Source organism: Cryobacterium sp. TMN-39-2, assembly GCF_004402745.1.
Classification (GTDB): domain Bacteria; phylum Actinomycetota; class Actinomycetes; order Actinomycetales; family Microbacteriaceae; genus Cryobacterium; species Cryobacterium zongtaii.
On the sequence record NZ_SOFX01000030.1, the window covers coordinates 1 to 22,894 of the forward strand.

General features: G+C 68.3%; 18 protein-coding genes, 3 tRNA genes and 1 pseudogene. 15 read left to right on the plus strand and 7 right to left on the minus strand.

Features of this window, described 5'->3' with window-relative positions:
- Both E3O57_RS18715 and E3O57_RS10980 read left to right on the plus strand, forming a co-directional pair.
- Positions 1 to 1,090, plus strand: a pseudogene (locus E3O57_RS18715) (2-succinyl-5-enolpyruvyl-6-hydroxy-3-cyclohexene-1-carboxylate synthase); the annotation flags it as partial.
- A 143-nt stretch (positions 1,091 to 1,233) separates the two neighbouring features.
- Entirely contained in the window at positions 1,234 to 1,542 is a 309-nt protein-coding gene (locus tag E3O57_RS10980; RefSeq protein ID WP_103478486.1) for a hypothetical protein, read from the plus strand.
- 150 nt (positions 1,543 to 1,692) lie between these two features.
- On the opposite strand, the gene E3O57_RS10985 is transcribed toward E3O57_RS10980, so the two are convergent.
- Positions 1,693 to 2,925 carry an isochorismate synthase MenF gene (locus E3O57_RS10985; RefSeq protein ID WP_241990381.1) on the minus strand — a complete coding sequence of 411 codons (1,233 nt, stop codon included), beginning with the start codon at positions 2,923 to 2,925 and terminating at the stop codon, positions 1,693 to 1,695.
- Between the two features lie 63 nt (positions 2,926 to 2,988).
- Here E3O57_RS10985 and E3O57_RS10990 point away from each other — a divergent pair, with 63 nt between their 5' ends.
- The 4 genes from E3O57_RS10990 (at position 2,989) to E3O57_RS11005 (ending at position 7,282) form a co-directional block, all read left to right on the plus strand.
- Positions 2,989 to 3,714 (plus strand): class I SAM-dependent methyltransferase, encoded by a 726-nt coding sequence (locus E3O57_RS10990; protein WP_241980050.1) that lies wholly within the window; start codon positions 2,989 to 2,991, stop codon positions 3,712 to 3,714.
- A 31-nt stretch (positions 3,715 to 3,745) separates the two neighbouring features.
- Positions 3,746 to 4,816, plus strand: a complete 1,071-nt coding sequence (locus tag E3O57_RS10995; RefSeq protein ID WP_088454984.1) for a polyprenyl synthetase family protein — start codon at positions 3,746 to 3,748, stop codon at positions 4,814 to 4,816.
- A 10-nt stretch (positions 4,817 to 4,826) separates the two neighbouring features.
- The gene (locus tag E3O57_RS11000) at positions 4,827 to 6,224 is read left to right on the plus strand and encodes an FAD-dependent oxidoreductase (RefSeq protein WP_103478485.1); all 1,398 of its coding nucleotides are present in this window, start codon (positions 4,827 to 4,829) and stop codon (positions 6,222 to 6,224) included.
- A gap of 71 nt (positions 6,225 to 6,295) precedes the next feature.
- Positions 6,296 to 7,282 (plus strand): alpha/beta hydrolase, encoded by a 987-nt coding sequence (locus tag E3O57_RS11005; RefSeq protein WP_088454986.1) that lies wholly within the window; start codon positions 6,296 to 6,298, stop codon positions 7,280 to 7,282.
- Between the two features lie 75 nt (positions 7,283 to 7,357).
- On the opposite strand, the gene E3O57_RS11010 is transcribed toward E3O57_RS11005, so the two are convergent.
- On the minus strand, positions 7,358 to 7,846 hold the full coding sequence (locus E3O57_RS11010; protein WP_088457811.1) for a YajQ family cyclic di-GMP-binding protein: 489 nt from the start codon (positions 7,844 to 7,846) through the stop codon (positions 7,358 to 7,360).
- A 49-nt stretch (positions 7,847 to 7,895) separates the two neighbouring features.
- A complete protein-coding gene (locus tag E3O57_RS11015) occupies positions 7,896 to 8,912 on the minus strand; it encodes a LacI family DNA-binding transcriptional regulator (RefSeq protein WP_103478484.1) in 1,017 nt (338 codons plus the stop codon).
- Between the two features lie 156 nt (positions 8,913 to 9,068).
- Between E3O57_RS11015 and E3O57_RS11020 the strand changes: the two genes are divergently transcribed.
- The 3 genes from E3O57_RS11020 (at position 9,069) to E3O57_RS11030 (ending at position 11,676) form a co-directional block, all read left to right on the plus strand.
- A tRNA-Tyr gene (locus E3O57_RS11020) sits at positions 9,069 to 9,150 on the plus strand.
- Between the two features lie 109 nt (positions 9,151 to 9,259).
- Entirely contained in the window at positions 9,260 to 10,093 is an 834-nt protein-coding gene (locus E3O57_RS11025) for an inositol monophosphatase family protein (RefSeq protein ID WP_103478483.1), read from the plus strand.
- Positions 10,094 to 10,338: 245 nt separating this feature from the next.
- On the plus strand, positions 10,339 to 11,676 hold the full coding sequence (locus E3O57_RS11030; RefSeq protein WP_133159696.1) for a M23 family metallopeptidase: 1,338 nt from the start codon (positions 10,339 to 10,341) through the stop codon (positions 11,674 to 11,676).
- A gap of 130 nt (positions 11,677 to 11,806) precedes the next feature.
- Here E3O57_RS11030 and E3O57_RS11035 read toward each other — a convergent pair whose 3' ends face one another.
- Together E3O57_RS11035 and E3O57_RS11040 are read right to left on the minus strand one after the other, a co-directional pair.
- The gene (locus E3O57_RS11035) at positions 11,807 to 12,568 is read right to left on the minus strand and encodes a GTP pyrophosphokinase family protein (RefSeq protein ID WP_241990382.1); all 762 of its coding nucleotides are present in this window, start codon (positions 12,566 to 12,568) and stop codon (positions 11,807 to 11,809) included.
- 130 nt (positions 12,569 to 12,698) lie between these two features.
- Positions 12,699 to 14,369 carry a glycoside hydrolase family 13 protein gene (locus E3O57_RS11040; protein WP_103460555.1) on the minus strand — a complete coding sequence of 557 codons (1,671 nt, stop codon included), beginning with the start codon at positions 14,367 to 14,369 and terminating at the stop codon, positions 12,699 to 12,701.
- A gap of 173 nt (positions 14,370 to 14,542) precedes the next feature.
- Between E3O57_RS11040 and E3O57_RS11045 the strand changes: the two genes are divergently transcribed.
- From E3O57_RS11045 to E3O57_RS11070, 6 genes are all read left to right on the plus strand, one after another.
- On the plus strand, positions 14,543 to 15,775 hold the full coding sequence (locus tag E3O57_RS11045) for a maltose ABC transporter substrate-binding protein (protein WP_088454990.1): 1,233 nt from the start codon (positions 14,543 to 14,545) through the stop codon (positions 15,773 to 15,775).
- 100 nt (positions 15,776 to 15,875) lie between these two features.
- A complete protein-coding gene (locus tag E3O57_RS11050) occupies positions 15,876 to 17,501 on the plus strand; it encodes an ABC transporter permease subunit (protein WP_088454991.1) in 1,626 nt (541 codons plus the stop codon).
- A gap of 1 nt (position 17,502) precedes the next feature.
- Positions 17,503 to 18,420, plus strand: a complete 918-nt coding sequence (locus E3O57_RS11055; RefSeq protein ID WP_088454992.1) for a sugar ABC transporter permease — start codon at positions 17,503 to 17,505, stop codon at positions 18,418 to 18,420.
- Positions 18,421 to 18,427: 7 nt separating this feature from the next.
- Entirely contained in the window at positions 18,428 to 20,383 is a 1,956-nt protein-coding gene (locus E3O57_RS11060) for a glycoside hydrolase family 13 protein (RefSeq protein ID WP_103478482.1), read from the plus strand.
- 53 nt (positions 20,384 to 20,436) lie between these two features.
- Positions 20,437 to 20,508, plus strand: a tRNA-Thr gene (locus tag E3O57_RS11065).
- A 31-nt stretch (positions 20,509 to 20,539) separates the two neighbouring features.
- A tRNA-Met gene (locus E3O57_RS11070) sits at positions 20,540 to 20,613 on the plus strand.
- 153 nt (positions 20,614 to 20,766) lie between these two features.
- Here E3O57_RS11070 and E3O57_RS11075 read toward each other — a convergent pair.
- Together E3O57_RS11075 and E3O57_RS11080 are read right to left on the minus strand one after the other, a co-directional pair.
- Positions 20,767 to 21,510 (minus strand): hypothetical protein, encoded by a 744-nt coding sequence (locus tag E3O57_RS11075; RefSeq protein WP_133159695.1) that lies wholly within the window; start codon positions 21,508 to 21,510, stop codon positions 20,767 to 20,769.
- A gap of 273 nt (positions 21,511 to 21,783) precedes the next feature.
- Positions 21,784 to 22,785, minus strand: coding sequence for a LacI family DNA-binding transcriptional regulator (locus E3O57_RS11080; protein ID WP_103460550.1), 1,002 nt, complete (start codon positions 22,783 to 22,785; stop codon positions 21,784 to 21,786).
- Between the last annotated feature and the right edge of the window lie 109 nt (positions 22,786 to 22,894).

Sequence of the window (22,894 nt, forward strand, 5' to 3'; positions counted from 1 at the left end):
GGATGCGGCGGCGCCCGCCGATCCGCCGCATCCGGTGCCGCCGGGTCCCCGCACCGTCGTCGTCGCCGGCGCCGGTGCCGGCCCGGCGGCGGAGGAGCTGGCCCGCCTCGCCGGTTGGCCGCTGATCGCCGAGGTCTCCAGCGGCGCCAGGTTCGGCCCGAACCTCGTCGTGGCCTACCGCGAACTGCTCGGGGACGCCGACTTCGGCGGCCAGGTGCAACGCGTGATCGTGTTCGGCCACCCCACCCTCAGCCGGGAGATCCCGGCGCTCGTGCTGCGTGAAGACGTGGAGACCATCGTCGTGGCCCCGGCCGGCCTCGAGTGGTACAACCCCGGCCACCGGGTAGCGAGTTTCGCGCGCGCCGTTGCCGCCACCGACGAGGCGATCGCCGTGGCGGGAACCCGCGAGGCCAGGGCCTGGGTGGGCCGGTGGGTGATGGCGAGCCGGAGCATCCTGGCCGAGGACACCGAGCTCGACGCCCCGGCCTTCAACACCCACGGCCTGTCCAAGGCCGAGTTCGCGGCGATGAAGGCCCCGGTCACCCGGGCAATGCTCGCCGACGCCGTGTGGCGCGCCTCCTGGCCGCACGACCGCCTGGTGCTGGGCGCGTCCCGGCTGATCCGCGAGCTGGACAGCCGGGTGGCGGGCAAGAAGATCCCCGTGCACGCCAACCGTGGTCTGGCCGGCATCGACGGCACCATTGCCACGGCGCTGGGCATCGCGTTGGCCAGCCAGGCGGGCCCTCAGCCGCTGTCGACGGGCACGACCCGGCTGCTCGTCGGCGACGTGACCCTGATGCACGACGCCGGCTCACTGCTGATTGCGCCCGGTGAGGTGCGACCGCGGCTGCAGGTGATCGTGGGCAACGACGGCGGCGGCACCATCTTCGACGGCCTCGAGGTGGCGACCACCGCCGCCCCGTCTGCCATCGACAGAGTGCTCTTCACCCCGCAGCAAGTGAATCTCGAGGCTCTCGCCACCGCCTACGGCTGGGACTACGCGCAGGCGGCGACCCGCAGCACCCTGGAGAGCGCCCTGACGGCGCCGGTGGCCCGCCCGACCCTGCTCGAGGTCCCCCTGGCCCGCTAACTGGAAGCCGGCCTTTTGTGTTGCCGGTGCGGACACGTGCGCCCGGCTGCGCTCTGCGCGACAGGCGGTGCGGGGCGTTGGCGGGTTTGGTACCGTTGCACTCGTTCCGTGCCAGACGTGCGGGAACGGCCAAGGAGTGCCCCATGCCCGGTAGGACCGTACCACCCGCACCCGCCGCCTCTCCGCCGGCCAGGGTCAAGGCAGACACGCTCGCCCTGTCCGCCATGATCGTCGGCGTCGTCGCATTCCTCTGCGGCTGGATGCCCGTGCTCGGCCTGATCATCGGCAGCGTCGGCGTGATCCTCGGCCTCCTGGCCAGGCGGCGCTCGAACCGTCCGGAGCTCGGCCTGACCGCTCTGATCCTCTCGATCCTGGCGGTATTGACCAACATCGTGGTCGACGTGATCGTGGTCGTCCTCATGGTGACCCAGGCCAACAACCTGCCCGCCTAGGCCGGTCCGCACCGGCCGGGTCGCGGGGAACAGCCGCTAACTGTGCCCGAAGCGGACAAGTGCGCCCGGTGTGCCGGGACCATTTGTCCGGAGCGGGAACAGTTGCGGGCTACGACACGGGGGGCAGATGCCCGAGCGCCCGAGCGGCTGTCAGCCGAAGGCCTCGACAACGGGGCGGAACTTCATCTTGGTTTCGGCCAGCTCACGGTCGGGGTCCGAGTCCAGGACGATGCCGCAGCCGGCGTACGCCGTGATGTTGCCGGTGGGGGACACCTGTGCGCAGCGCAGCGCGATGGCCCACTCGCCGTCGCCGTCCGCGCCGACCCAGCCCACCGGGCCGGCGTAGCGACCGCGGTCGAACGGCTCCAACTCGCGGATGAGCGCGAGAGCGTCCAGCGTGGGGGTGCCGGCGACCGCCGCGGTCGGGTGCATCGCCGCGATCAGGTCGAGGGAGGTGGACCCGTCGCTCAGGGTGCCCTCGACGTCGGTGGCCAGGTGCCACAGGTTGGGCAGCTTCACCGTGAACGGGATCTCACTCGTGGTGAGCACCGAGGTGTGCGGACGCAGCGCGGCGAGCACACTCTGCACGGCGAACTCGTGTTCGTCGCCGTCCTTGCTCGAGGTGGCCAGCGCGAGGGCGGCCTCGAGGTCGGCCGCGGCATCCGCCCCGCGGGAAATGGTGCCGGCCAGCACGCGGGCGTTGACCTCGTTGTGGTCGGCCCGGATCAGGGTCTCCGGGCTGGAACCGACGAGTCCGTCGACGGCGTATGTCCAGCAGTCCGGGTAGCCCAGGGCCAGTTCGGTCAGCAGCAGACGCAGGTCGGATTCGGCGGGCAGCCGGCCGACGAGGTCGCGGGCGAGCACCACTTTGCTCAGCTGCTGGGCGCCGATGTGGTCCACCGCGGCGGCGACGGCCGCCCGGTAGTCGGCCGGCTTGAGGGCGCCGGGCAGCAGGGAGATGCGGTACTCGTCACCGAGCGGGTGCAGCGCCAGCGGAATCTCGGGGGCGGCCTGGCCGGTGGGCCAGATCCGGGTGACCCAGCACTGACCGTCCTCGCGGCCCACGATCAGCTCGGGGACGATGAGTACGCTGGTCTGGCTGGAGGAGTCGTCGAAGGCGAAGGTGCCGAAGGCCAGCAGGCCGGTGCCCGTGCGCGCCAGCGGGTCGGTCACCGTGGCGGCCGCGACGACATCGCGCCAGGCGGCGGCGGCATCCGTCATGCGGGTGGGCCCGGAGAACTCGAGGCGCAGGGCCGTGCCGATGCCGGCGAGGCCCTGGTTGCGGCGCATCCAGAGCAGCGGCTGCCGCTCGTCGAGCAGCAGGATCAGCTGGCGAATGTCGGCAATCGGGGAGGTCTCAACCGTTAGAGCTGGCGCATTCACTTGTCTACCCTAAGCCCGCGCCCGCGGATACCCGGGCCGCGCGTCGCAATCTAGACTGGACCGGTGAGTAGAGCAGATCTAAATAAGCAGCCCGCGCAGGTCGCCGCCATGTTCGATTTGGTCTCGACCCACTACGACCGCACCAACGCGTTGCTCTCGGTGGGCAACGCCTCGTTGTGGCGCGTCGCCACGACCAGGGCCGTCAACCCGCGCCGCGGGGAGCGGATCCTCGACATCGCGGCTGGCACCGGCACCTCCAGCGTGGCCCTCGCGCACACCGGCGCGCACGTGGTGGCTGCCGACTTCTCCGCGGGCATGATCAAGGTGGGCCGCGAACGGCACGCAGACAACCCCAACGTTGAGTTCGTGCAGGCGGATGCCACCCAGCTGCCGTTCAAGGACGGCGAGTTCGACGCCGTCACCATCTCGTTCGGCCTGCGCAACGTGGTGGAGCCCAAGAAGGCCCTCGCGGAGTTCTACAGGGTCACCAAGCCCGGCGGCCGCGTGGTCATCTGCGAGTTCTCCACCCCGCCCGTCGCGCCCATCCGGGTGGGCTACTTCGCCTACCTCAATCATGTGATGCCGCGCATCGTGAAGCTGGCGTCCTCCAACGCCGAGGCCTACGACTACCTGGGCGAGTCCATCGCGGCCTGGCCGAACCAGCCCACCCTCAGCGCCTGGCTGCGCGACGCCGGATACGATGCCGTGGCGTACCGCAACCTCAGTCTCGGTATCGTGGCTCTGCACCGCGGAATCAAGACCGAGCACGCCCCCGCTTCAACCTCCTGAAACTCCCAGATCCGATCGTTAGGCTGACAGAGTGAAATTGACCGCCCCCGTGGCCCGCCGGAGCCCGTCGGTAACGTCGCAGCTGGGCCTGAGCGATCGAATCTTCTCCACCCCCGCCGACCGCGGCCTGGCTGCCAGCATCGACAAAGGCCTCGAAGAGGTGAAGACGACCCTGCTGGGTGAACTCGTCTTCGCCGACGAGATCGCCGCCGTGACCAGCCGGTACCTGCTCGACGCCGGCGGCAAGCGCGTGCGCCCGATGCTCGCGCTGCTCACCTCCCACCTCGGCGACGGCACCATCCCCGACGTGGTCCGCGCGGCCGCCGCCATCGAGATCACCCACCTCGCCTCGCTGTACCACGACGACGTCATGGACGATGCCGAGAAGCGCCGCGGCGTGCCCAGCGCCCAGGTGGTCTGGGGCAACTCCATCGCCATCCTCGCCGGCGACCTGCTCTTCTCCCGCGCCAACCAGCTGATGGGCAGGCTCGGCGAACGCGCGGTGCGCCTGCAGGGCGACACCTTCGAACGCCTGGTGCTCGGCCAGCTGCACGAGACCGTCGGACCCAAGGACGGCGAGGACCCGATCGAGCACTACATCCAGGTGCTCGCCGACAAGACCGGCTCCCTGATCGCCGCCGCCGCCCAGGCCGGGATCATCTTCTCCAACGCTCCCGAGAAATTCGAGGAGCCCGTCGTGCTCTTCGGCGAGCGGATCGGTGTCGCCTTCCAGCTCATCGACGACGTGCTCGACCTGTCGCCGCAGCCCGAGGCGACCGGCAAGGTGCCCGGCACCGATCTGCGCGCCGGGGTCGCCACCCTGCCGCTGCTGCGCCTGCGTGAGCGTGCGGCAACGGATGTGCGCGCCGCCGACCTGGCCGCCCGCCTCGAGGCCGATGTGATGAGCAGCGCCGGCGTGGCTACCGAGGCCGCCGACTCCGCCATCACGGCTCTGCGCGAACACGACGTGACCACCCAGACCCTCGCGGAGGCCCACGGTTGGGCCCGTGATGCCGTTGCCGCCCTTGCCCCCCTGCCGAACGGCTCGGTCAAGAAGGCGCTCACCCGCTTCGCCGAGACCATCGTCGAGCGATCCAGCTAGAAAGGCTTCCATGACCAAGTTGCGATTGGCCATCGTCGGTGCGGGCCCCGCCGGCATCTACGCCGCAGACATCCTCCTGAAGGCCGAGCGAAACTTCGACGTTTCCATCGACCTGTTCGACCACCTGCCGGCCCCCTACGGGCTGGTGCGATACGGCGTGGCGCCGGACCACCCCCGCATCAAGGGCATCATCAACGCGCTCCGCGACGTACTGGACCGCGGCGACATCCGCCTGTTCGGGAACGTGCGCTACGGCACCGACATCACCCTCGATGACCTCAAGAAGCACTACAACGCGGTCATCTTCGCCACCGGCGCCGTGCACGACGCCAACCTGCCCATCCCCGGCATCGAACTCGAGGGCTCCTATGGCGCCGCGAGGTTCGTGAGCTGGTTCGACGGCCACCCCGACGTGCCGCGCACCTGGCCGCTCGAGGCAAAGTCCGTCGCGGTGATCGGCAACGGCAACGTCGCCCTCGACGTCTCCCGCATGCTCGCCAAGCACGCCGACGACCTGCTGCCCACCGAGATCCCGGCCAACGTCTACGACGGACTCAAGGCCTCCCCGGTGACGGATGTGCACGTGTTCGGGCGCCGAGGCCCCACCTCGGTGAAGTTCACCCCGCTGGAGCTGCGCGAACTCGGCGAGCTGCCCGACGTGGACATCATCGTCTACGACGAGGACTTCGACTACGACGACGCCGCCCGCGCGGCGGTGGCCAGCAACAAGCAGGTCTTCGTGATCGACAAGGTGCTCAACCAGTGGCGGAAGCGCGAGACCGGCCAGGCATCGCGTCGGCTGCACCTGCACTTCTTCGCCCGACCGGTGGAGGTCACCGACGACGGCAACGGCCACGTCGGCGGCTTCCGGTACGAGCGCACCGCACCGGATGGCCAGGGCGGTGTGCACGGCACCGGCGAGATCCGCGAGCTGCCGATCCAGGCCATCTACCGGGCGGTCGGCTACTACGGCTCGTCGTTGCCCGGCATCCCGTTCGACAAGAAGCGCGGCGTGATCCCCAACCGCGAGGGCCAAGTGCTTTGGAAGGGTGAGCCCGGCTTCGAGTCCAGCACCGGCAGCCAGCAGATGTACGGCGTCTACGCCACCGGCTGGATCAAGCGCGGACCGGTGGGCCTGATCGGGCACACCAAGTCCGACGCGATGGAGACCGTGCGGCACCTGATCAACGACGTCGGCAACTGGTGGCGGCCAGAAGCGCCCGAGGAGCAGAGCATCGTGGAGCTGCTGGAGTCCCGCGGCGTGGCGTACACCAACCTCGACGGCTGGCACCACCTCGACCAGCACGAGCTGGCGCTCGGCGCCGAGCAGGGCCGTGTGCGCGTCAAGGTCGTCCCGCGCCACGAAATGGTCGAGGTCTCCCGAGCCCAAGTCCCCGCCGAACTGTAGGCAAGCGGCGAGCCGTGAGCAAAGCACCGAAAATCGAACGATTCGGGGGCTTAGCTCACGGCTCGCGTGCTGTGGCCTGGCAGGACGACATCCTGGGCAGTGACTACCAGGCAGCTACCCTGCCGCTGGGCAGCGACGGCGAAGGGGAGGTCGTCGCCACGCTGGTGCGGCACCGCCCGCCCCTGACCGACCTGGTGTCGCCGGCGGCCCCGGCGCACGGCACCGATGTGCTCTACCTGCACGGATGGTCGGACTACTTCTTCCAGACCGGCCTCGCCGAGCACTGGCACGGTCTCGGCGCCCGGTTCTACGCCCTCGATCTGCGGAAGTACGGGCGCAGCCTGCGGGAGCATCAGACACCCGGCTTCGTGGCCGACCTGGCCACCTACGACGCCGACATCGAAGCCGCCCTTGCCGCGATGGGCCACGGCGAAAACGCCGAACGGCCCTCGCGGCGGCGGCTGGTGCTGATGGGGCACTCCACCGGCGGCCTCACCCTGAGCCTGTGGGCCTCCAGGCACCCGGGGCGGGCCCATGCGCTCGTGCTGAACAGCCCGTGGCTGGAGTTTCAGGCCGGCGGTGTGGGCCGGGCCTTCATCACGCCGCTCGTGCAGCTGGGCGCCCGCGTGCAGCCGCTGGGCACCCTGCCCCAGGTGGACCTGGGCTTCTACAGCCGCTCGGTCTCGTCCGAGTTCGACGGCGAGTGGTCCTACGAACCACGCTGGCGCCCGCCGCGCGGTTTCCCACCGCCCCGGGCCTGGCTGAACGCGGTGCTCGAGGGACACGCCGCCGTGGCGGCCGGACTGGGCATCGAGGTGCCTATCCTCACGCTGCTGTCGGCGCGGTCCACGATCCTGCCGCGCTGGAGCGAGCAGATGCGGCACAGCGACAGCGTCCTGGTGGTGAACGACATCGCCAGGGCCGCCGTGCGGCTGGGTGCGACGGTGACGGTGGCGCGCATCGAGGGAGCCCTGCACGACGTCGTCCTCTCCGCCGAGGCGCCGCGCGAAGCGGCCTACGCCGCCCTCACCCGGTGGCTCCGCGCCTACGCGCCCTGACCATCCGCGAACCGTGAGAAAAGCCCCAGATCTCGGAAGATTCTGGGGCTTAAGTCATAGTTCGCGGAAGGGGAACTAGCGGAAGTTGACGAACTGGAGGGCCACGTCGAGGTCCTTGCCCTTGAGCAGGGCCATCGTGGACTGCAGGTCGTCGCGGCTCTTCGAGCTCACGCGCAGTTCGTCGCCCTGAATCTGGCTCTTGACGCCCTTGGGGCCCTCGTCGCGGATGATCTTGTTGATCTTCTTCGCGTTCTCCTGGTCGATTCCGGCCTTCATGCTGGCCTCGATGCGGTACTCCTTGCCCGACGGGTACGGCTCACCGGCGTCGAGGCTGCGCAGCGAGATGCCGCGCTTGATCAGCTTCGACTCGAACACCTCGAGGATCGCCTTGACGCGCTCCTCGGTGTTCGCCTTCATGAGCACCTTTTCGCCGCTCATTTCGATGGATGCCCCGACGTTCTTGAAGTCGTAGCGCTGCGCCACCTCTTTGTGAGCCTGGTTGAGCGCGTTGTCGATCTCCATGGGGTCGACCTTGCTGACGATGTCGAACGTAGAATCTGCCATGAGAGCCATGTTACCGAGAAGGGCCGGATGCCGCCCGACGGCGCTCTGATCAGTCGCCGGGGCGTGCCGAACTCGAGCGCACGATCAGCTCGAACGGCATCGGAGTGTTCAGGGCCGCCTGGTCGTGCTGGCCAGGATGCAGCTGGTCCATCAGGATCTCCACGGCCTTGGCGCCCTGGCCCTGCGGGAACTGCGCGATGGTGCTCAGGCCGAAGAAGTCCGCCAGTTCGTGGTCGTCGATGCCGATCACCGAGACGTCCCGCGGCACGACCAGGCCCAGGTCCCGAGCGGCCAGGATGCTGCCGATGGCCATCTCGTCCGACGCGGCGAAGATCGCCGTCGGACGGTCGTGCGGGCTGCCCAGCAGCTGCTTCGCCGCCTGGTAACCGCCACGGATGGTGAAGTCGGCCGGTTGGAACAGCTCGGGGGCCACGCCGATACCGGCGGCTTCCAGGGCAGCCTCGTAGCCGAAGCGCCGGTTGGTGGGCAGGTGGAAGTCGAGGTCGTAGTCCTTGGTGCCGCCGATGTGGGCGATCCGGGTGTGGCCGAGCGCGAGCAGGTGCTCGGTGGCGAGCCGGGCCACGGCCGCGTCGTCGATGGTGAGGGTGCGCACGCCCGTGATCGGGCCGCCGACGCCCACGAGCGGCTTGCCGAGCGCGTGCAGCCTGGCCACCTCGCTCTCGGTCAGTTCCAGCGAGATCGCGATCACGGCATCCACCCGCTGACGGAGCAGGAAGTGCTCGAAGACGCTGCGGCGCTCGTCGCCGCCGCCGGTGAGGTTGTAGAGGGTGAGGTCGTAGCCGTTGTGTAGCAGTTCCTTCTGAGCGCCCTCGACGACGCTGGAGAAGAACCACCGATTCAGGAACGGCACGACCACGCCGATGTTCTTCATGCGACCCGACGCCAGGCTGGACGCGTTCGACGACACCACGTAGCCCAGCTCCAGGGCCGCGGCCTTGACCTTGAGCCTGGTCGTGGGCGACACGTGGCCGTTGCCGCTCAGGGCGCGCGAAACCGTGGCGGTGGAGACGCCCGCGCGACGGGCGACCTCGTCGATTCCGACCATTCGGGTTCCTAACCGGCGTGCAAGAGGGGGTGTGAAGTGATCATATCCACCGGTTCGGCGCCCGGCCGCCCACCCTGATTTCGCACTTGGGCCCTTCGGCTTGTATTCTGTCTGAGCGTCTCCGGTCACGTGGCTACATATGGCCGGGTATGCACTGGCGAGTTACCCAAGCGGCCAAAGGGATCTGACTGTAAATCAGACGGCGTAGCCTTCGTGAGTTCGAATCTCGCACTCGCCACAGCAAGAATGGGGCAAGACCAGCACTACCAGCACCACCACAACGCGCCGGGCCTCCGGCGCGTTTGTGCGTTAACCCGCCCGTTACCGCTCGGGCGTACCGTGGTCAGATGACCCCTTCCGCCACGACCGAACTGCTCACCCTCGCCCAGGAGACCGCGATGGTGGCCGGAGAGCTCGCCCGTCGCCGGCGGGCGGAAGGCGTGCAGATCGCCGCGTCGAAGTCGTCCCCGGAGGACGTGGTCACGCTCGCGGACCGGGAGACCGAGGCGCTCATCCGCGGCCTGCTCGCGGATGCGCGACCCGACGACGGCTTCTACGGCGAGGAGTCCACCGCCACCGCGGGCACCTCCGGACTGACCTGGGTCGTCGACCCCATCGACGGAACCGTCAACTACCTCTACGGCATCCCCTGTTACGCCGTGAGCATCGCCGTGGTCGAGGGCGACGCCGACCCGGCCAGCTGGAGCGCCCTGGCCGGCGCGGTGCGCAACCCGGCGATCGACGAACTGTTCTCCGCCCGCGCCGGCGATGGCGCGCACCTGAACGGGCGCGCGCTGCAGGTGACGAGCGGGGTGCCGTTGTCGTTGGCCCTGTTCGGTACCGGATTCTCCTACGACTCGGTCCGGCGAACCCGCCAGGCGAAGGTCCTGCACGGTCTGATCAGCCAGGTCCGTGACGTGCGGCGGATGGGCGCGGCCTCACTGGACCTGTGCTCGGTGGCCGCCGGCCGGCTGGACCTCTACTACGAGCGCGGATTGCACCCCTGGGATCACGCCGCCGGGGCCCTCGTCGCCACGGAGGCCGGCGCCCGGGTGGGCGCGTTCGGCGCGGACCGTGAAGGCGTCAGCCTTCTCATCGCGGCCGCGCCCGATCTGTACGCCACCGCCGAGCCGCTGCTCGCGAATCTTTTCGAGCAATTTATGGCCGACGACGACATTTGAGAATCGGAGTGCCGCTGACGGCTCCGCACCCGCTGGATGGCGGGGCAGACGCCCGATCCGCTATCACGCCTGGCCCTCCTTGCGCATCCTCCACAGGGAGGGATACACCCCGTGTTCGGGTGTGATTTGCCGACATCAAATGGCCATCCGGCGCTCCGCAAGCTAGCCTTTATCTATTCGTTACTTTGGCTCACGTCAAAACGCGAGCCTCTAGCCCTGTCCAACGCGCCGAAAGTACCCGTCCTTTGTCACGTCACACCCCGTTGTCGGATGCCCCCGCAGCCGACTCCAGTGACCTCTCACAGAGCGACCTCGGCAGCACCGATTCGACCGAGCCGGCCCTCGCACCGCACCGCACGCTCACGCGTCGCGAACAGCGCGAGCTCGAGCGTCGCGCGGAGCTGGCCGCCGAACCGACGCCGGTAACCGAGCCGGCACCCACCGAAACCGCCGACTTTGTTGCCGTCTCCGACGTGGAACCCCAGCCGGTCACCGAGCTGTCGCCCGCGGCGCACCTCCTGGTTGGTGCCGGACTGGCCGAACCTCACCTCGAGACCGTCGTTCTCAAGGAACGCGATCTGGCGCTGCCTGCCGAGCCGGCCTACGAGCAGATCCCAAGCGACGTTTCCCCGAACACCACGACCACGACGATCATCCTGCCGTCTCGCGCGGCCCTGCGTGCCCAGCTGCGCGCCGTGCAGGCGATCGACGACCAGGCGCCGGCCGGCGAGCCTGCTGCGGCGTCACAGGCCCGCACGGAGCCGAGTGAGCCGGAGCACACGCTGCCCGCCTTCGTTCCTCGCACCCGGGCCCTACCGTCCTCCGCCAAGCCCGGTGTGGCATCGGCACGTTCGGGACACCACCGCATGCGCATGCTGGCCACCAAGGGTGGGTCGATCATCGCGATGACCTTCGTCGCACTGATGGCCGTCGCCACCTCGATCCCCGCCGAGGCGCTGCTGTCCTCCAGCGACGTGCAGGCCGCGGCCCTCGAAGCCAAGAAGCCCACGAGCGGCGCCGACCCCGCCCAGGTCATCAACCTGGCCAACGGCACAGACACCATCACCGTCGAACAGGACAGCTACCAGTCGCAGTCCATCGCCGAGGTCGCGGCGGCGAGCGGCATCCGTATGGAAGACACGTTCAGCAACAACCCGAACGGAACCATCCAGTGGCCGTTCGCGGTCGGCGTGCACGTGGGCGACCAGTTCGGCTACCGCAACTGCGCAGGCTGCTCGGTCAACCACGGCGGCCAGGACTTCAACCCCGGCCTCGGCGCCCCCACCCAGGCAATCGCCGACGGTGTGGTCAGCTTCACCGAGGACGGCGAGGGCAGCCTCGGCGTGCACATGATCATCGATCACATGATCGACGGCAAGCTGGTCTCCAGCGTCTATGCGCACATGATCCACGGCTCGATGCTGCTGAAGACCGGTGACGTCGTCAAGGTCGGCCAGGTCCTCGGCAAGGTCGGCTCCACGGGCATGTCGACGGGCCCGCACCTGCACTTCGAGATCCGCCTCGGTGGTATCAACGGCACCAAGACCGACCCGCTCGCCTGGCTCTACGCCAACACCAACTAGCTCGCGCTTCGCCTGCTCTCGACAGGCTCGATCAACGGCGGTCTCGCGCCCCAGGCATCCCGCGAGAGCGGTCAGGTGGCCGCTTCGCGGGCGTCGAGGCGACCAGGAGCCCGCTTTCGCGAGGTCCGGGTCAGGCTTCTTTTGCGAGAAACGCCTCGAGCAGCGACCGGGGGAGCGGGAACGGTGCGACGCCGTCCGCCCCGTGCTGGGCCGGCCGTGCCTCTCGCGGCGTCACGGGCTCGGACGCTTCGCCCAACGACACGACCTGGTCGTGCAGGCGTTCCATGTCGATGTCGAGCCGGTTGGCCACGTCGGCGGCCCGCTTGAGCTCGCCGACCAGCGCGGTCGGCACCGCGCCGTCGTACTTGTAGAAGATCTTGTGCTCGAGACTCGCCCAGAAATCCATGGCCACGGTGCGGATCTGCACCTCGACGGTGACGGGCTGCACCCGGTCGGACATGAACACCGGGATCGCCGCGATCAGGTGCAGGCTCTTGTAGCCGTTGGGCTTGGGGTTCTTGATGTAGTCCTTGACCTGCAACACGGTGATGTCCCGCTGGCCGGTGAGCATCTCGAGCACCCTGTAGGTGTCCGAGATGAAGCTGCAGGTGATCCGGATGCCCGCGATGTCCTGGATGTTCTCGCGGATGCCCTCGAGGTCCAGCGGGTAACCCTTGCGGTTGGCCTTCTTGAGGATGCCCTCCGGCGACTTGAGCCGGTGGCTGACGTGCTCGATCGGGCTGTAGTCATGGATCGCGCTGAATTCTTCCTTGAGGATGTTGACCTTGGTCATCATCTCGTCGGTCGCGAACTTGTACGACATCATGAACCGGGTGAGCTCGGTCCGGATTTCCCGGAGGTCACTGGGCCATTCGACAACCTGGTCAGTCACGAGCGCTCCCCAATCAACGGCGGCCCAGCGAACGCCGGTGGCCACCTCGAGTCTGCCATCCCCCGCATCGGTACTCGCTGGGAGCGAGCTGCGAGCGGGGGAGTGGCGACTACTCGGTGATGCGAGGTGGTCAGCCCTGCAGCCAGGCCGTGGTGTCACCCGGCAGCGTGCGCCCGGTGAGGGTGGCGCTGGAAAGCAGCACATCGCCGGCGGGCAGCTCGATGGGCTGGTCGCCGGTGTTGGCGACCACCACGACATTCCGGTTGCGGAATACGAGCACGTCCTCGCTGGGCGAGGGCAGCCATTCCACCGAGCCGAAGCCGAGCTCGTTCGCGCGGCGCAGGGCGAGGGCATCGGTGTAGAGCTCGAGGGTCGAGCCCTCCACACCGGCCTGCGCGTCGCGGGCCAGGGTGGCCCACTCGGCGGGCTGGGGCAGCCAGCTCTGTGCGCTCGGCCCGAAGCCGTACGACGGCGCGGCGCCTTCCCACGGGATGGGCACCCGGCAGCCGTCGCGGCCGTAGCGCTCACCGTTGGTGCGGAACCAGGTGGGGTCCTCCCGCGACGAATCGGGCAGGTGGATGACCTCGGGCAGGCCGAGTTCTTCGCCCTGGTAGATGTAGCTCGACCCCGGCAGCGCGAGCATCAGGGCGGATGCGGCGCGGGCGCGACGCAGTCCGACCTCGGTGTCCGGCAGGCCGACGGTGTTCGGGCCGATGCCGTGACCCTGCAGGTTGTCGGCGGTGAGCGCGAGCCTGGACGCGTGGCGCACGACATCGTGGTTGGAGAGCACCCAGGTGCTCGGCGCGCCAACGGAACTGAACGCGGCGAGCGAATCGTCGATCACGCGGCGGAGCGCGGGAGCCTGCCACGGCGTCTCCAGGTAGGCGAAATTGAAGGCCTGGTGCATCTCATCCGGACGCACCCACTGCGCTACCCGCTCGAGCGGGTCAACCCAGGCCTCAGCGGCCAGGATCCGGTCACCGTCGTACTCGTCGAGCACGATGCGCCAGTCGCGGTAGATGTCGTGCACGCCGTCCTGGGCCCAATATGGGGCTCCGGCGACGGGCTCCGCCACAACGCCGGGTTCGAGCGCGGTGGTCGCGCCGCCCATGCTGCCGCCGTCGACGGGCGGGGTGTAGTCGGGCAGGCCCTTGGCCTTGATCATGCCGTGGGCGACATCCACCCTGAATCCGTCGACGCCGCGGTCCAGCCAGAAGCGAAGCACATCCCGGAACTCGGCGCGCACCCACTCGTTGTCCCAGTCGAAGTCGGGCTGGGTGGTGTCGAAGAGGTGGAGGTACCACTGGCCGGGGGTGCCGTCCGGGTCGGTCGTGCGGGTCCAGGCGTTGCCGCCGAACACGGACTCCCAGTTGTTCGGCGGAAGCTCACCGTTCTCGCCCAGGCCGTCGCGGAAGATGTAGTGGCCGCGCTCTTCGCTGCCGGGGCCGGCGGCCAGTGCGGCCTGAAACCACGGGTGGTCGCTCGAGGAGTGGTTCGGCACGATGTCGACGATCACCCGGATGCCCAGGTCGTGCGCGGCGGCCTGCATCTTGTCGTAGTCGGACAGGGTGCCGAACAGGGGATCGACATCGCAGTAGTCGGAGACGTCATAGCCGGCGTCGCGCTGCGGCGACGTGTAGAAGGGTGACAGCCAGATGGCGTCCACCCCCAATTCGGCGAGCTGCGGCAGCCTGGAGCGGATGCCGGCGAGGTCGCCCATGCCGTCGCCGTTCGCGTCAGCGAACGACCGTGGGTAGATCTGATAGATAACGGCGTTACGCCACCACTCTGTGCCTGTCATGACGGACACACTACGGCATTTTGGGATGCATGCAAGCGCTTCCACAAACGTCGCTGGCGAATGTGGCATCAGAGCTGTCGATAACCACACACTGGGTTGCCAATCGAGGAAATGGCAGGTATACATGTAACCGCTTGCACAAAATGTCAATGTTGATTATGAAAGGCACACCAATGATGGTGAAGAAGAATGGCCTGCTGGCCGCCGGCGCAATTGCCGTCGCAGCGTCCCTGGCCCTGGCCGGCTGCTCGGCCGGTTCGAACTCGGGCGACACCTCGTCGGAGGCCGACTCCAGCGCCCTGACAGTGTGGGTGGACGCCGACCGCGCCGCCGTGCTGAAGGACGCCGCCGCGGCCTTCACCAAGGAGTCCGGCGTCGAGGTCAAGCTGGTGCAGAAGGACTTCGCGAAGATCCAGGAAGAGTTCATCGCCCAGGTCCCCACCGGCAAGGGGCCGGACATCACCGTCGCCGCGCACGACTGGCTCGGTAACTTCGTCAGCAACGGCGTTGTGCAGCCCGTCGAGCTCGGCGACACCGCGGCCGACTACCAGCAGGTCGCCGTCACCGCCATGAGCTACGAGGGCACGACCTACGGCGTTCCGTACTCCATCGAGAACATCGCCCTGCTGCGCAACACCGCGCTGGCCCCCACCGCCCCGGCCACCTTCGACGAGATGACCGCCGCCGGCGTCGCCGCGGGAACCGAATTCCCCTACCTGGTACAGATCGGCCCCGAGGCCGACCCGTACCACCTGTACCCGTTCCAGACCTCCTTCGGGGCCCCGGTGTTCGGCACCAATGCCGACGGCAGCTACAACCCCGATGACCTCACCGTCGGCAACGCCGGCGGAGAGGCCTTCGCCACCTGGCTCGCCGCCGAGGGTGCGGCAGGCCGCATGAGCGTGAACCTCACGGGCGACATCGCCAAGGAGAAGTTCTACGCCGGTGCCTCGCCGTTCCTTCTGACCGGACCGTGGAACGTGCCGGACGCCCAGGCTGCCGGCATCGACGTGTCCGTTGACGCCGTGCCGTCGGCCGGTGGCCAGGCTGCCCAGCCCTTCGTGGGCGTGGCGGGCTTCATGGTGAGCGCCAAGACCAAGAACGCCATCGCGGCGAACGAGTTCCTGGTGAACTACATCGGCAGCGAAGACGTGCAGACCGCACTCTACGAGGTCGGTGGACGTCCGCCGGCACTGACCGCCGCGTTCGAGGCCGCCAGTTCCGACCCCATCACCGCCGGATTCGGCGCCGTCGGCGCCACCGCCGTGCCGATGCCCAACATCCCGCAGATGGGCAAGGTCTGGCAGTTCTGGGGCGTCACCGAGGCTGCGATCATCAGCAACCAGGGTGACCCGGTGCAGCTGTGGCAGAAGATGACCGCGGACATCGCCTCCGCCATCGAATAACCAGCACCACCGAGTGCGCCCGGCCCCACCGGGTCGGGCGCACCGCACCATCCGCACGCAGCACCCGCACGATCACCGCCTGGCGGCTAGAGAGCAGACAATGATGACTACCCCCGGAACCGAGCGCGATCGGGCCCAGATCGTCGCCGCCAAGAAATCCCGGCAGGCGGGCCGCATCGCCGAAGCCGCATCCGCGGGCATCAAGGTGCTGCTGGTCAAGGTACTGCTGCTCGGCATCGTCGACGCGATCAGCGTCTACGCGCTCTTCGTGCTCTTCATCAAGCAGGACTGGCTGGTCTTCAGCCTCGTGCTGCTGGTCACCATCGTCGTCAACGGGATTTACTTCCGCGCCAAGGGCCTCCCGGCCAAATACCTCACGCCGGGTCTGATCTTCCTGATCATCTTCCAGATCTTCGTCATCGGCTACTCCGGCTACATCGCCTTCACCAACTACGGCACGGGCCACAACAGCACCAAAGAAGACGCGGTCAACTCGCTGATCCTCTCCTCGCAGGAACGCGTGCCGGACTCACCCAGCTACGCCGTCACCGTGCTCGAACAGGCCGGCGCCTACAGCTTCCTGGTCACCGACCCCGACGGCGAGATCAGCGTCGGCAACCCGGACGCGCCCCTTGAGCGCGTCTCGGATGCCGAGACGGATGCCTCCGGCCAGGCCATCGCCCTGCCCGGCTACACCACGCTGAACTTCTCCGACATCGTGAACAACCAGGAGGCCATCGCCGCTCTCGCGGTCCCCGTCTCCGACGACCCCAACGACGGCAGCCTGCGCACCCCGGACGGCTCCGCCGCCTACCTCTACCTCTCCGACCTCGTCTACGACGAGGCGGCCGGCACCATGACCGACGCCAGCACCGGTGTCGTCTACACCGAAGACCCCTCCCAGGGCTCGTTCATCGCCGAAGACGGCGCCGACCTGCAGCCCGGCTGGAAGGTGGAAGTGGGCCTGGCCAACTTCGCCAAGGCATTCGGCACCGACTCCATCCGCGGTCCGCTGATCAGCGTGACCCTGTGGACCTTCGCCTTCGCGTTCCTGTCGGTGGCCACCACCTTCGCCCTCGGCCTGTTCCTGGCGATCGTGTTCAACGACCTGCGGATGCGCGGCCGCAACGTCTACCGCGTCGTCATGATCCTGCCCTACGCCTTCCCCGCCTTCCTCTCGGCACTGGTCTGGGCGGGCATGCTCAACCCGCAGTTCGGCTTCATCAACCAGGTCCTGTTCGGCGGGGCGGAGATTCCCTGGCTCACCAACGAGTGGCTGGCGAAGTTCAGCATCATCTTCGTGAACCTCTGGCTGGGCTTCCCCTACATGTTCCTGGTCTGCACCGGAGCACTGCAATCCATCCCCGACGAACTGCAGGAAGCGGCCACCGTCGACGGCGCCAAGCCCTGGCAGGTGTTCAGGCTGATCAAGCTGCCGCTGCTGCTCGTCTCGGTCTCCCCGTTGTTGATCGCCTCGTTCGCATTCAACTTCAACAACTTCAACCTCATCTACATGCTCACCAACGGTGGGCCGCGAGACGTGACAGCGGGGGTGAACGTCGGAGCCACCGACATCCTCATCTCGATGGTCTACAAGGTTGCGTTCGTCGGCGCCAACCGGGACTACGGACTCGCGAGCGCCTTCTCGATCCTGATCTTCGTGCTCGTCGCCCTCGTGTCGATCATCAGCTTCAAACAGACCAAGGCGCTAGAGGAGTTGAACTGAGATGACCATCGCCCCGAACATCGCAGCCCCGGACAACCAGGAATACATCCCCGTCAAGCAGCCCTTCAACTTCGGCCGGTGGTTCCGCGCCACCGGCTGGCGCCACCTGGTCGGCGCTGTCATGGTGGTCTTCTCCGCCTTCCCGCTGCTCTACGTGCTCTCCGCGTCGCTGCACCCCGGCGGCACCCTGATCACCGCCAACGGCCTGTTCAGCGAGGTGGACCTGGGCAGTTACGTCACCCTGTTCAACCTGCCGCAGCAGCCGTACGCGGCCTGGTACGGCAACACCCTGCTGATCGGCGGCATCACCTCCGCCGGCACCGTGTTTCTCGGCGCGCTGGCCGCATACTCGTTCTCGCGGATGCGTTTCACCGGCCGCCGGGCGGGCCTGCTGATGCTGGTGCTCGTGCAGATGTTCCCGCAGCTGCTCGCCGTGGTGGCGATCTTCCTGCTGCTCAACGGCATCTCCGACATCTTCCCGGCCATCGGCCTGGACACCCAGATCGGCCTGATCATGGTGTACCTCGGCGGCGCGCTCGGCGTGAACACCTACCTGATGTACGGGTTCTTCAACACGATCCCGGCCTCCATCGACGAGGCCGCCAAGCTCGACGGCGCCGGCCACGCCCGGATCTTCTTCACCATCATCCTGCGCCTGGTCGCGCCCATCCTCGCCGTGGTCGGACTGCTGTCGTTCGTGGGCACCACCAACGAGTTCGTGATCGCCAGCATCGTGCTGATCACGCCCGAGAAGCAGACCCTCGCGGTGGGCCTCTACCAGTTCGTCTCGCAGGAGTTCTCGAGCAACTACTCGGTCTTCGCGGCCGGCGCGGTGCTCGCGGCCCTGCCCGTGATGGCGCTGTTCCTCTGGTTGCAGAAGTACATCGTCGGCGGCCTGACGGCCGGATCGGTCAAGTAACCGCCGGATGCTCCCGCACCAGCCGCTCTCGCACCACCTGCTCCCGCACAGCCCCAAGCCGCTCTTCGCCCTTCCGCACCATGATGGCTCGCCGCTCTACGTCTCAACCCAGGCGCCGGCCCTCGGCGACACCGTCACCGTGCGGCTGCGCATCCCGACCGCCTTCGGGGACGTGGCGACGGTGCGTACCCGGGCCAACCCCGACCGGGAACCGCGCTTCGAGGACGCCCGGCGGCTCGGGGGCGCCGGCGCGCCGGACCACGGCTACGCCTGGTGGGCCGCGGACCTGGTGGTGGAGAACCCGGTGCACGGCTACAGGTTTCTGCTCGGCATGGCCGACGGCGGCCACTGGTGGCTGAACGCCAGCGGTCTGCACGACATTGAAACCCTCGACTCCGAGGACTTCAAGCTCGTCGCCCACCCGGCCCCGCCGGACTGGGCGGCGACCAGCATCATGTACCAGGTCTTCCCCGACCGGTTCGCGCGGTCCGCCGCCGCCGATCACCGCGAGGCGCCGGACTGGGCGATTCCGGCCGAGTGGAACGACGCCGTCGACCAGCTCCCGCCAGGCCGTTCGCACCAGTTCTACGGCGGCGACCTCGACGGCATCACCGAGCACCTCGACCACCTCGAGCGTCTCGGTGTGACCCTGCTCTACCTCACGCCGGTGTTCCCCGGCCGCTCCAACCACCGCTATGACGCGGCCAGCTTCACCGAGGTCGACCCGCAGCTGGGCGGCGACGCGGCCCTGATCCGGCTCGTCGAAGCCGCGCACGCCCGCGGGTTGCGGGTGATCGGCGACCTCACCGCCAACCACTCCGGCCACGGCCACGAGTGGTTCCAGGCCGCGCACCACACCCCGGCGGCTCCGGAGAGCGCCTTCTACTACTGGCTCGACCCCGAGCAGCGCGACTACCAGTCCTGGCTGGGGGTGCCAGAGCTGCCCAAGTTCAACTGGGCCTCCACCGAGCTCCGCCGTCGGTTCATCGACGGGCCCGACTCGGTGGTGGCCAAATGGCTCAAGCCGCCATTCCATCTGGACGGCTGGCGCATCGACGTGGCGAACATGACCGGCCGACTCGGCGACGAAGACCTCAACGCCGAGGTGCGCCAGGCCATCCGCCGCACCATGATCGAGGTGAACCCCGACACGATCCTGCTGGGCGAATTCACCAACGACGCCTCCGTCGACTTCCAGGGCGACGCCTGGCACGGTGCGATGACCTACGCCAACTTCACCCGGCCGCTGTGGTCGTGGCTGTGCCGGCCCGACCCGGTGCCCTCCTTCTTCGGGCTGCCGCTGGGCAGTATCCCGGCGCACACCGGCGAGCAGTTCCACCGGGCGCACACCCGCTTCGCCGCCGGGTTCCCGTGGCGCACCCGGCTGGCCACCATGAACGCCCTCGACACCCACGACACGGCCAGGTTCCGCACCCACGCCGACGCCGACGCAGTGCCGGTGGCCCTGGGCCTCTCGGTGACCCTGCCGGGCATCCCGGTGGTCTTCGCCGGCGACGAATTCGGCCTGACCGGCGTCGACGGCGAACACTCCCGCACCCCGATGCCGTGGCCCAGCGCGGCCGAGCCGCCCGTCGCCGCGACCATCGACCTGTACGCGTCACTGATCGGCCTGCGCCGTGCCCACGAGGCACTCAGCACCGGCGGACTGCGCTGGCTGCACGTGGGCGATGACGCGCTCGTTTACGCGCGGGAGACCGGGCACGAGTCGGTGCTGCTGTTGGCCACCCGGGCCGCCGCAGAGGTGACCCTGCCCGACTGGGTGCTGCCGGTCGGCGGCCGCGCCGGCGAGCTGCCGCCCGAGGCCGGAACGGCTGTCTGCACGGTCTCCGACACCGGGGTCCGGCTGGTCGCCACGGGCGCATCCTTCACGGCCTGGATGCTGCCCGGCGTCATAATTGCCCCGGATGGCCCCGCTGTGTCACCGAGGGGTCTCGCGAGGTGATAATGTTTACCGGTTGCCAAAAGCACGGTTCAGCTTCAGATGTTTGAGGTTTTGCCCCCTTAGCTCATTGGTAGAGCACTTCCTTGGTAAGGAAGAGGTAGTGGGTCCGATTCCCACAGGGGGCTCAGGCTTGAGAGCTAGGCTCTGAAGGTCTAAGGCGGGGTAGCTCAGTTGGTTAGAGCACACGGCTCATAATCGTGGTGTCGCGGGTTCAATTCCCGCTCCCGCTACACATAAAGGCCCTTTGACCAGGAATTTGTCCGGTCACGGGGCCTTTCTTCTTTTCGCGCATTCTCGCAGCAGCAGCCAGGGAGCCCGCCACAGAACCCGCGATCCGCAGGCGTTTCGTCCGGTACCGCGGCGGATCCCAGGCGGGCGCTGCCTTACGCGGCAGGTACTTTCAGCGGGACCTTGGAGACGGCGAGTGCGCTGTCCATGACGACGCGCACGAGCACCTGGAGGTCGAGGCCAGAAGTCTTGGCCATCTCGAGCATCAGCTGGATAGCTATGCCGTACGACGTCGGCCAGAGCTGCGGGTCGGGAGCGTAGCGTCGCAGCGAGCCGCTGACGTTGGGCCACAGTGCGTCGGCGTACTCGAGAGGCGTGGAGGGGACTCCCGTCCCGGGAGCGAAACGCGGCACCCCGAAGGCCGGCCCACCCAACGACTGCGCGCTGTGCACGAAGTACTCGCGCGCCTCGGGGATCGGCTCTCCCACGCTTCGCAGGTACCCAACGATGAGCGCGAACACCGAGTACTGGCGCTCGGCGAGCTGCCGGTTTATCGCGTCGCCGGCAAGGTAGGTGCCGCCGTCCTTGGTGCTGATGGTGTTGAGGGTCAGCCTGTTGAGTGTCGGATCGGTGCCCGCCTGCCCCGAAAGGCCGGCGATCAGGCACGCGCGCCCGGCGAGGCCGCCGAGAATTGTCGCGACGACCTCGATCTGCACCCCGCGTTCGTCTTTGACCATGGTGAGGATGTTCTGATAGATCTCCTTGCCCGCGATCTGCGCACCGAGCAGCGGCTTCTCGGCGAGCTGCGATTGCACATGGCGCATGAGCGCCTGGGTGCCGGGGCTTTCGAGCGACTCTGCGGGCTGTTCCCGTGGGGGTGGCTTGCGTCGTCCGAACATGCTGCTCACGCTACCGACGCGAGCGCGTCGGGTCAGGTCCCACTCCGAGGGGCTCCGACGGCCCGGGCCGGTGGCAACGGCTCGACTCGAGGGGATGCCAGAGCTCCACGTCGGCCACCTCGGGTTTCACACTCGGCGCCCCTTCTGGACCGCCCCGAGCCACTCGGCACGGGGCGTCAGCGGTACGGAGGCAGGTCGGTCGGCGGCGGTTGTTACGTCCACGCGGCGGCCCTCCGAAGCCGCGCGTTGCAGGGACTCCATGACGTCGAGCACTCAGATCTGGGGCGGCGCCGTCGTCGCCCGGCGCACGAGCCCGGTCGGCAGCCGGATGTGGTTCTGCGGCAGTATCTCGCCGTTCAGCAGCGAGACGAGCATCCCTGCCGCGGTGGCGCCGAGTTTCTTCATCGGCTGACGGATGGTGGTCAACGCCGGGTTCATCTGGGAGGCCTCTGGAATGTCGTCGAAACCGATCACCGAGAGGTCGCGCGGCACGTCGAGTCCGAGCTCCGCGGCGACCTGGATGATCGCGATCGCCGAGAGATCGTTCGCGGCGAACACCGCCGTCGGGCGGTCCGTCATCGACAGCAGCGACGCGGCGGGCGCCTTGGCCGTCTCCCGCTTGTACAACCCGACCCGAACCAGGGCGGGGTTGAACTGGATGCCCGCATCCGCGAGGGCCTGCCGGTATCCGGCCTCGCGGAGGGTGGCGCTGCGGAGGTCTGGTCGGCCGGCCAGGAAGCCGATCCGGCGATGGCCGAGCTCGATCAGGTAACGGGTGGCCTGCAGGGCACCGCCGAAGCTGTCCGACTCCACTGTGGGGAGGTCGGCCCGGCCGGTGTGCGGGTCGATCGCCACCACGGGGATTTCCGCTGAGGTGGTGTCGACGGTGGGCGTGACCATGATGGCCCCGTCGATCAGCGTCCCGCTGAGCCGGCTCAGGGAGCGCCGTTCCCAGCCGTTGGTCTCCCGTTGCCTGGAGCCGCTGTAGGCGAGCAGGTCGTAGCGGGAATCCGCCAGGGCCACGCCGACGCCCTTCAGGATCTCGGCGCTGAACGGCTCGAAGTCGGCGACAAGGATGCCGATGACGCTGGTGCGGCGGGAACGCATGCTGCTGGCCACGAGGCTGGACTCATAGCCCAGCTGCTGCACCACATCGAGCACCCTGGCGGTGGTCGCGGCCGAGATACCGTACCGCCCGTTCACGGCCTTGGAGACCGTCGCCACCGAAACGCCGGCCGCTGCGGCGACATCGTGGATCGTGGCACGGGGAGTCATGGGTTCAGCATAGGGCGATCTGGAAAATGATTTCGAAAACGTTTGACACCCTATTTTTCCGCTGTGACACTGAGGCCATCCGGAACCTACAGGGCAGCCCTGTCGGAGT

Excerpts from the sequence above, each read along its gene's own strand:
- E3O57_RS11055 (WP_088454992.1), top strand. The coding sequence starts at position 17,503 with ATGACCATCGCCCCGAACATCGCAGCCCCGGACAACCAGGAATACATC.
- E3O57_RS11025 (WP_103478483.1), top strand. The coding sequence starts at position 9,260 with ATGACCCCTTCCGCCACGACCGAACTGCTCACCCTCGCCCAGGAGACC.
- E3O57_RS11050 (WP_088454991.1), top strand. The coding sequence starts at position 15,876 with ATGATGACTACCCCCGGAACCGAGCGCGATCGGGCCCAGATCGTCGCC.
- E3O57_RS11060 (WP_103478482.1), top strand. The coding sequence starts at position 18,428 with ATGCTCCCGCACCAGCCGCTCTCGCACCACCTGCTCCCGCACAGCCCC.
- E3O57_RS11015 (WP_103478484.1), bottom strand. The coding sequence starts at position 8,912 with ATGGTCGGAATCGACGAGGTCGCCCGTCGCGCGGGCGTCTCCACCGCC.
- E3O57_RS11000 (WP_103478485.1), top strand. The coding sequence starts at position 4,827 with ATGACCAAGTTGCGATTGGCCATCGTCGGTGCGGGCCCCGCCGGCATC.
- E3O57_RS10980 (WP_103478486.1), top strand. The coding sequence starts at position 1,234 with ATGCCCGGTAGGACCGTACCACCCGCACCCGCCGCCTCTCCGCCGGCC.
- E3O57_RS11010 (WP_088457811.1), bottom strand. The coding sequence starts at position 7,846 with ATGGCAGATTCTACGTTCGACATCGTCAGCAAGGTCGACCCCATGGAG.
- E3O57_RS11040 (WP_103460555.1), bottom strand. The coding sequence starts at position 14,369 with ATGACAGGCACAGAGTGGTGGCGTAACGCCGTTATCTATCAGATCTAC.
- E3O57_RS11080 (WP_103460550.1), bottom strand. The coding sequence starts at position 22,785 with ATGACTCCCCGTGCCACGATCCACGATGTCGCCGCAGCGGCCGGCGTT.
- E3O57_RS11075 (WP_133159695.1), bottom strand. The coding sequence starts at position 21,510 with ATGTTCGGACGACGCAAGCCACCCCCACGGGAACAGCCCGCAGAGTCG.
- E3O57_RS11045 (WP_088454990.1), top strand. The coding sequence starts at position 14,543 with ATGATGGTGAAGAAGAATGGCCTGCTGGCCGCCGGCGCAATTGCCGTC.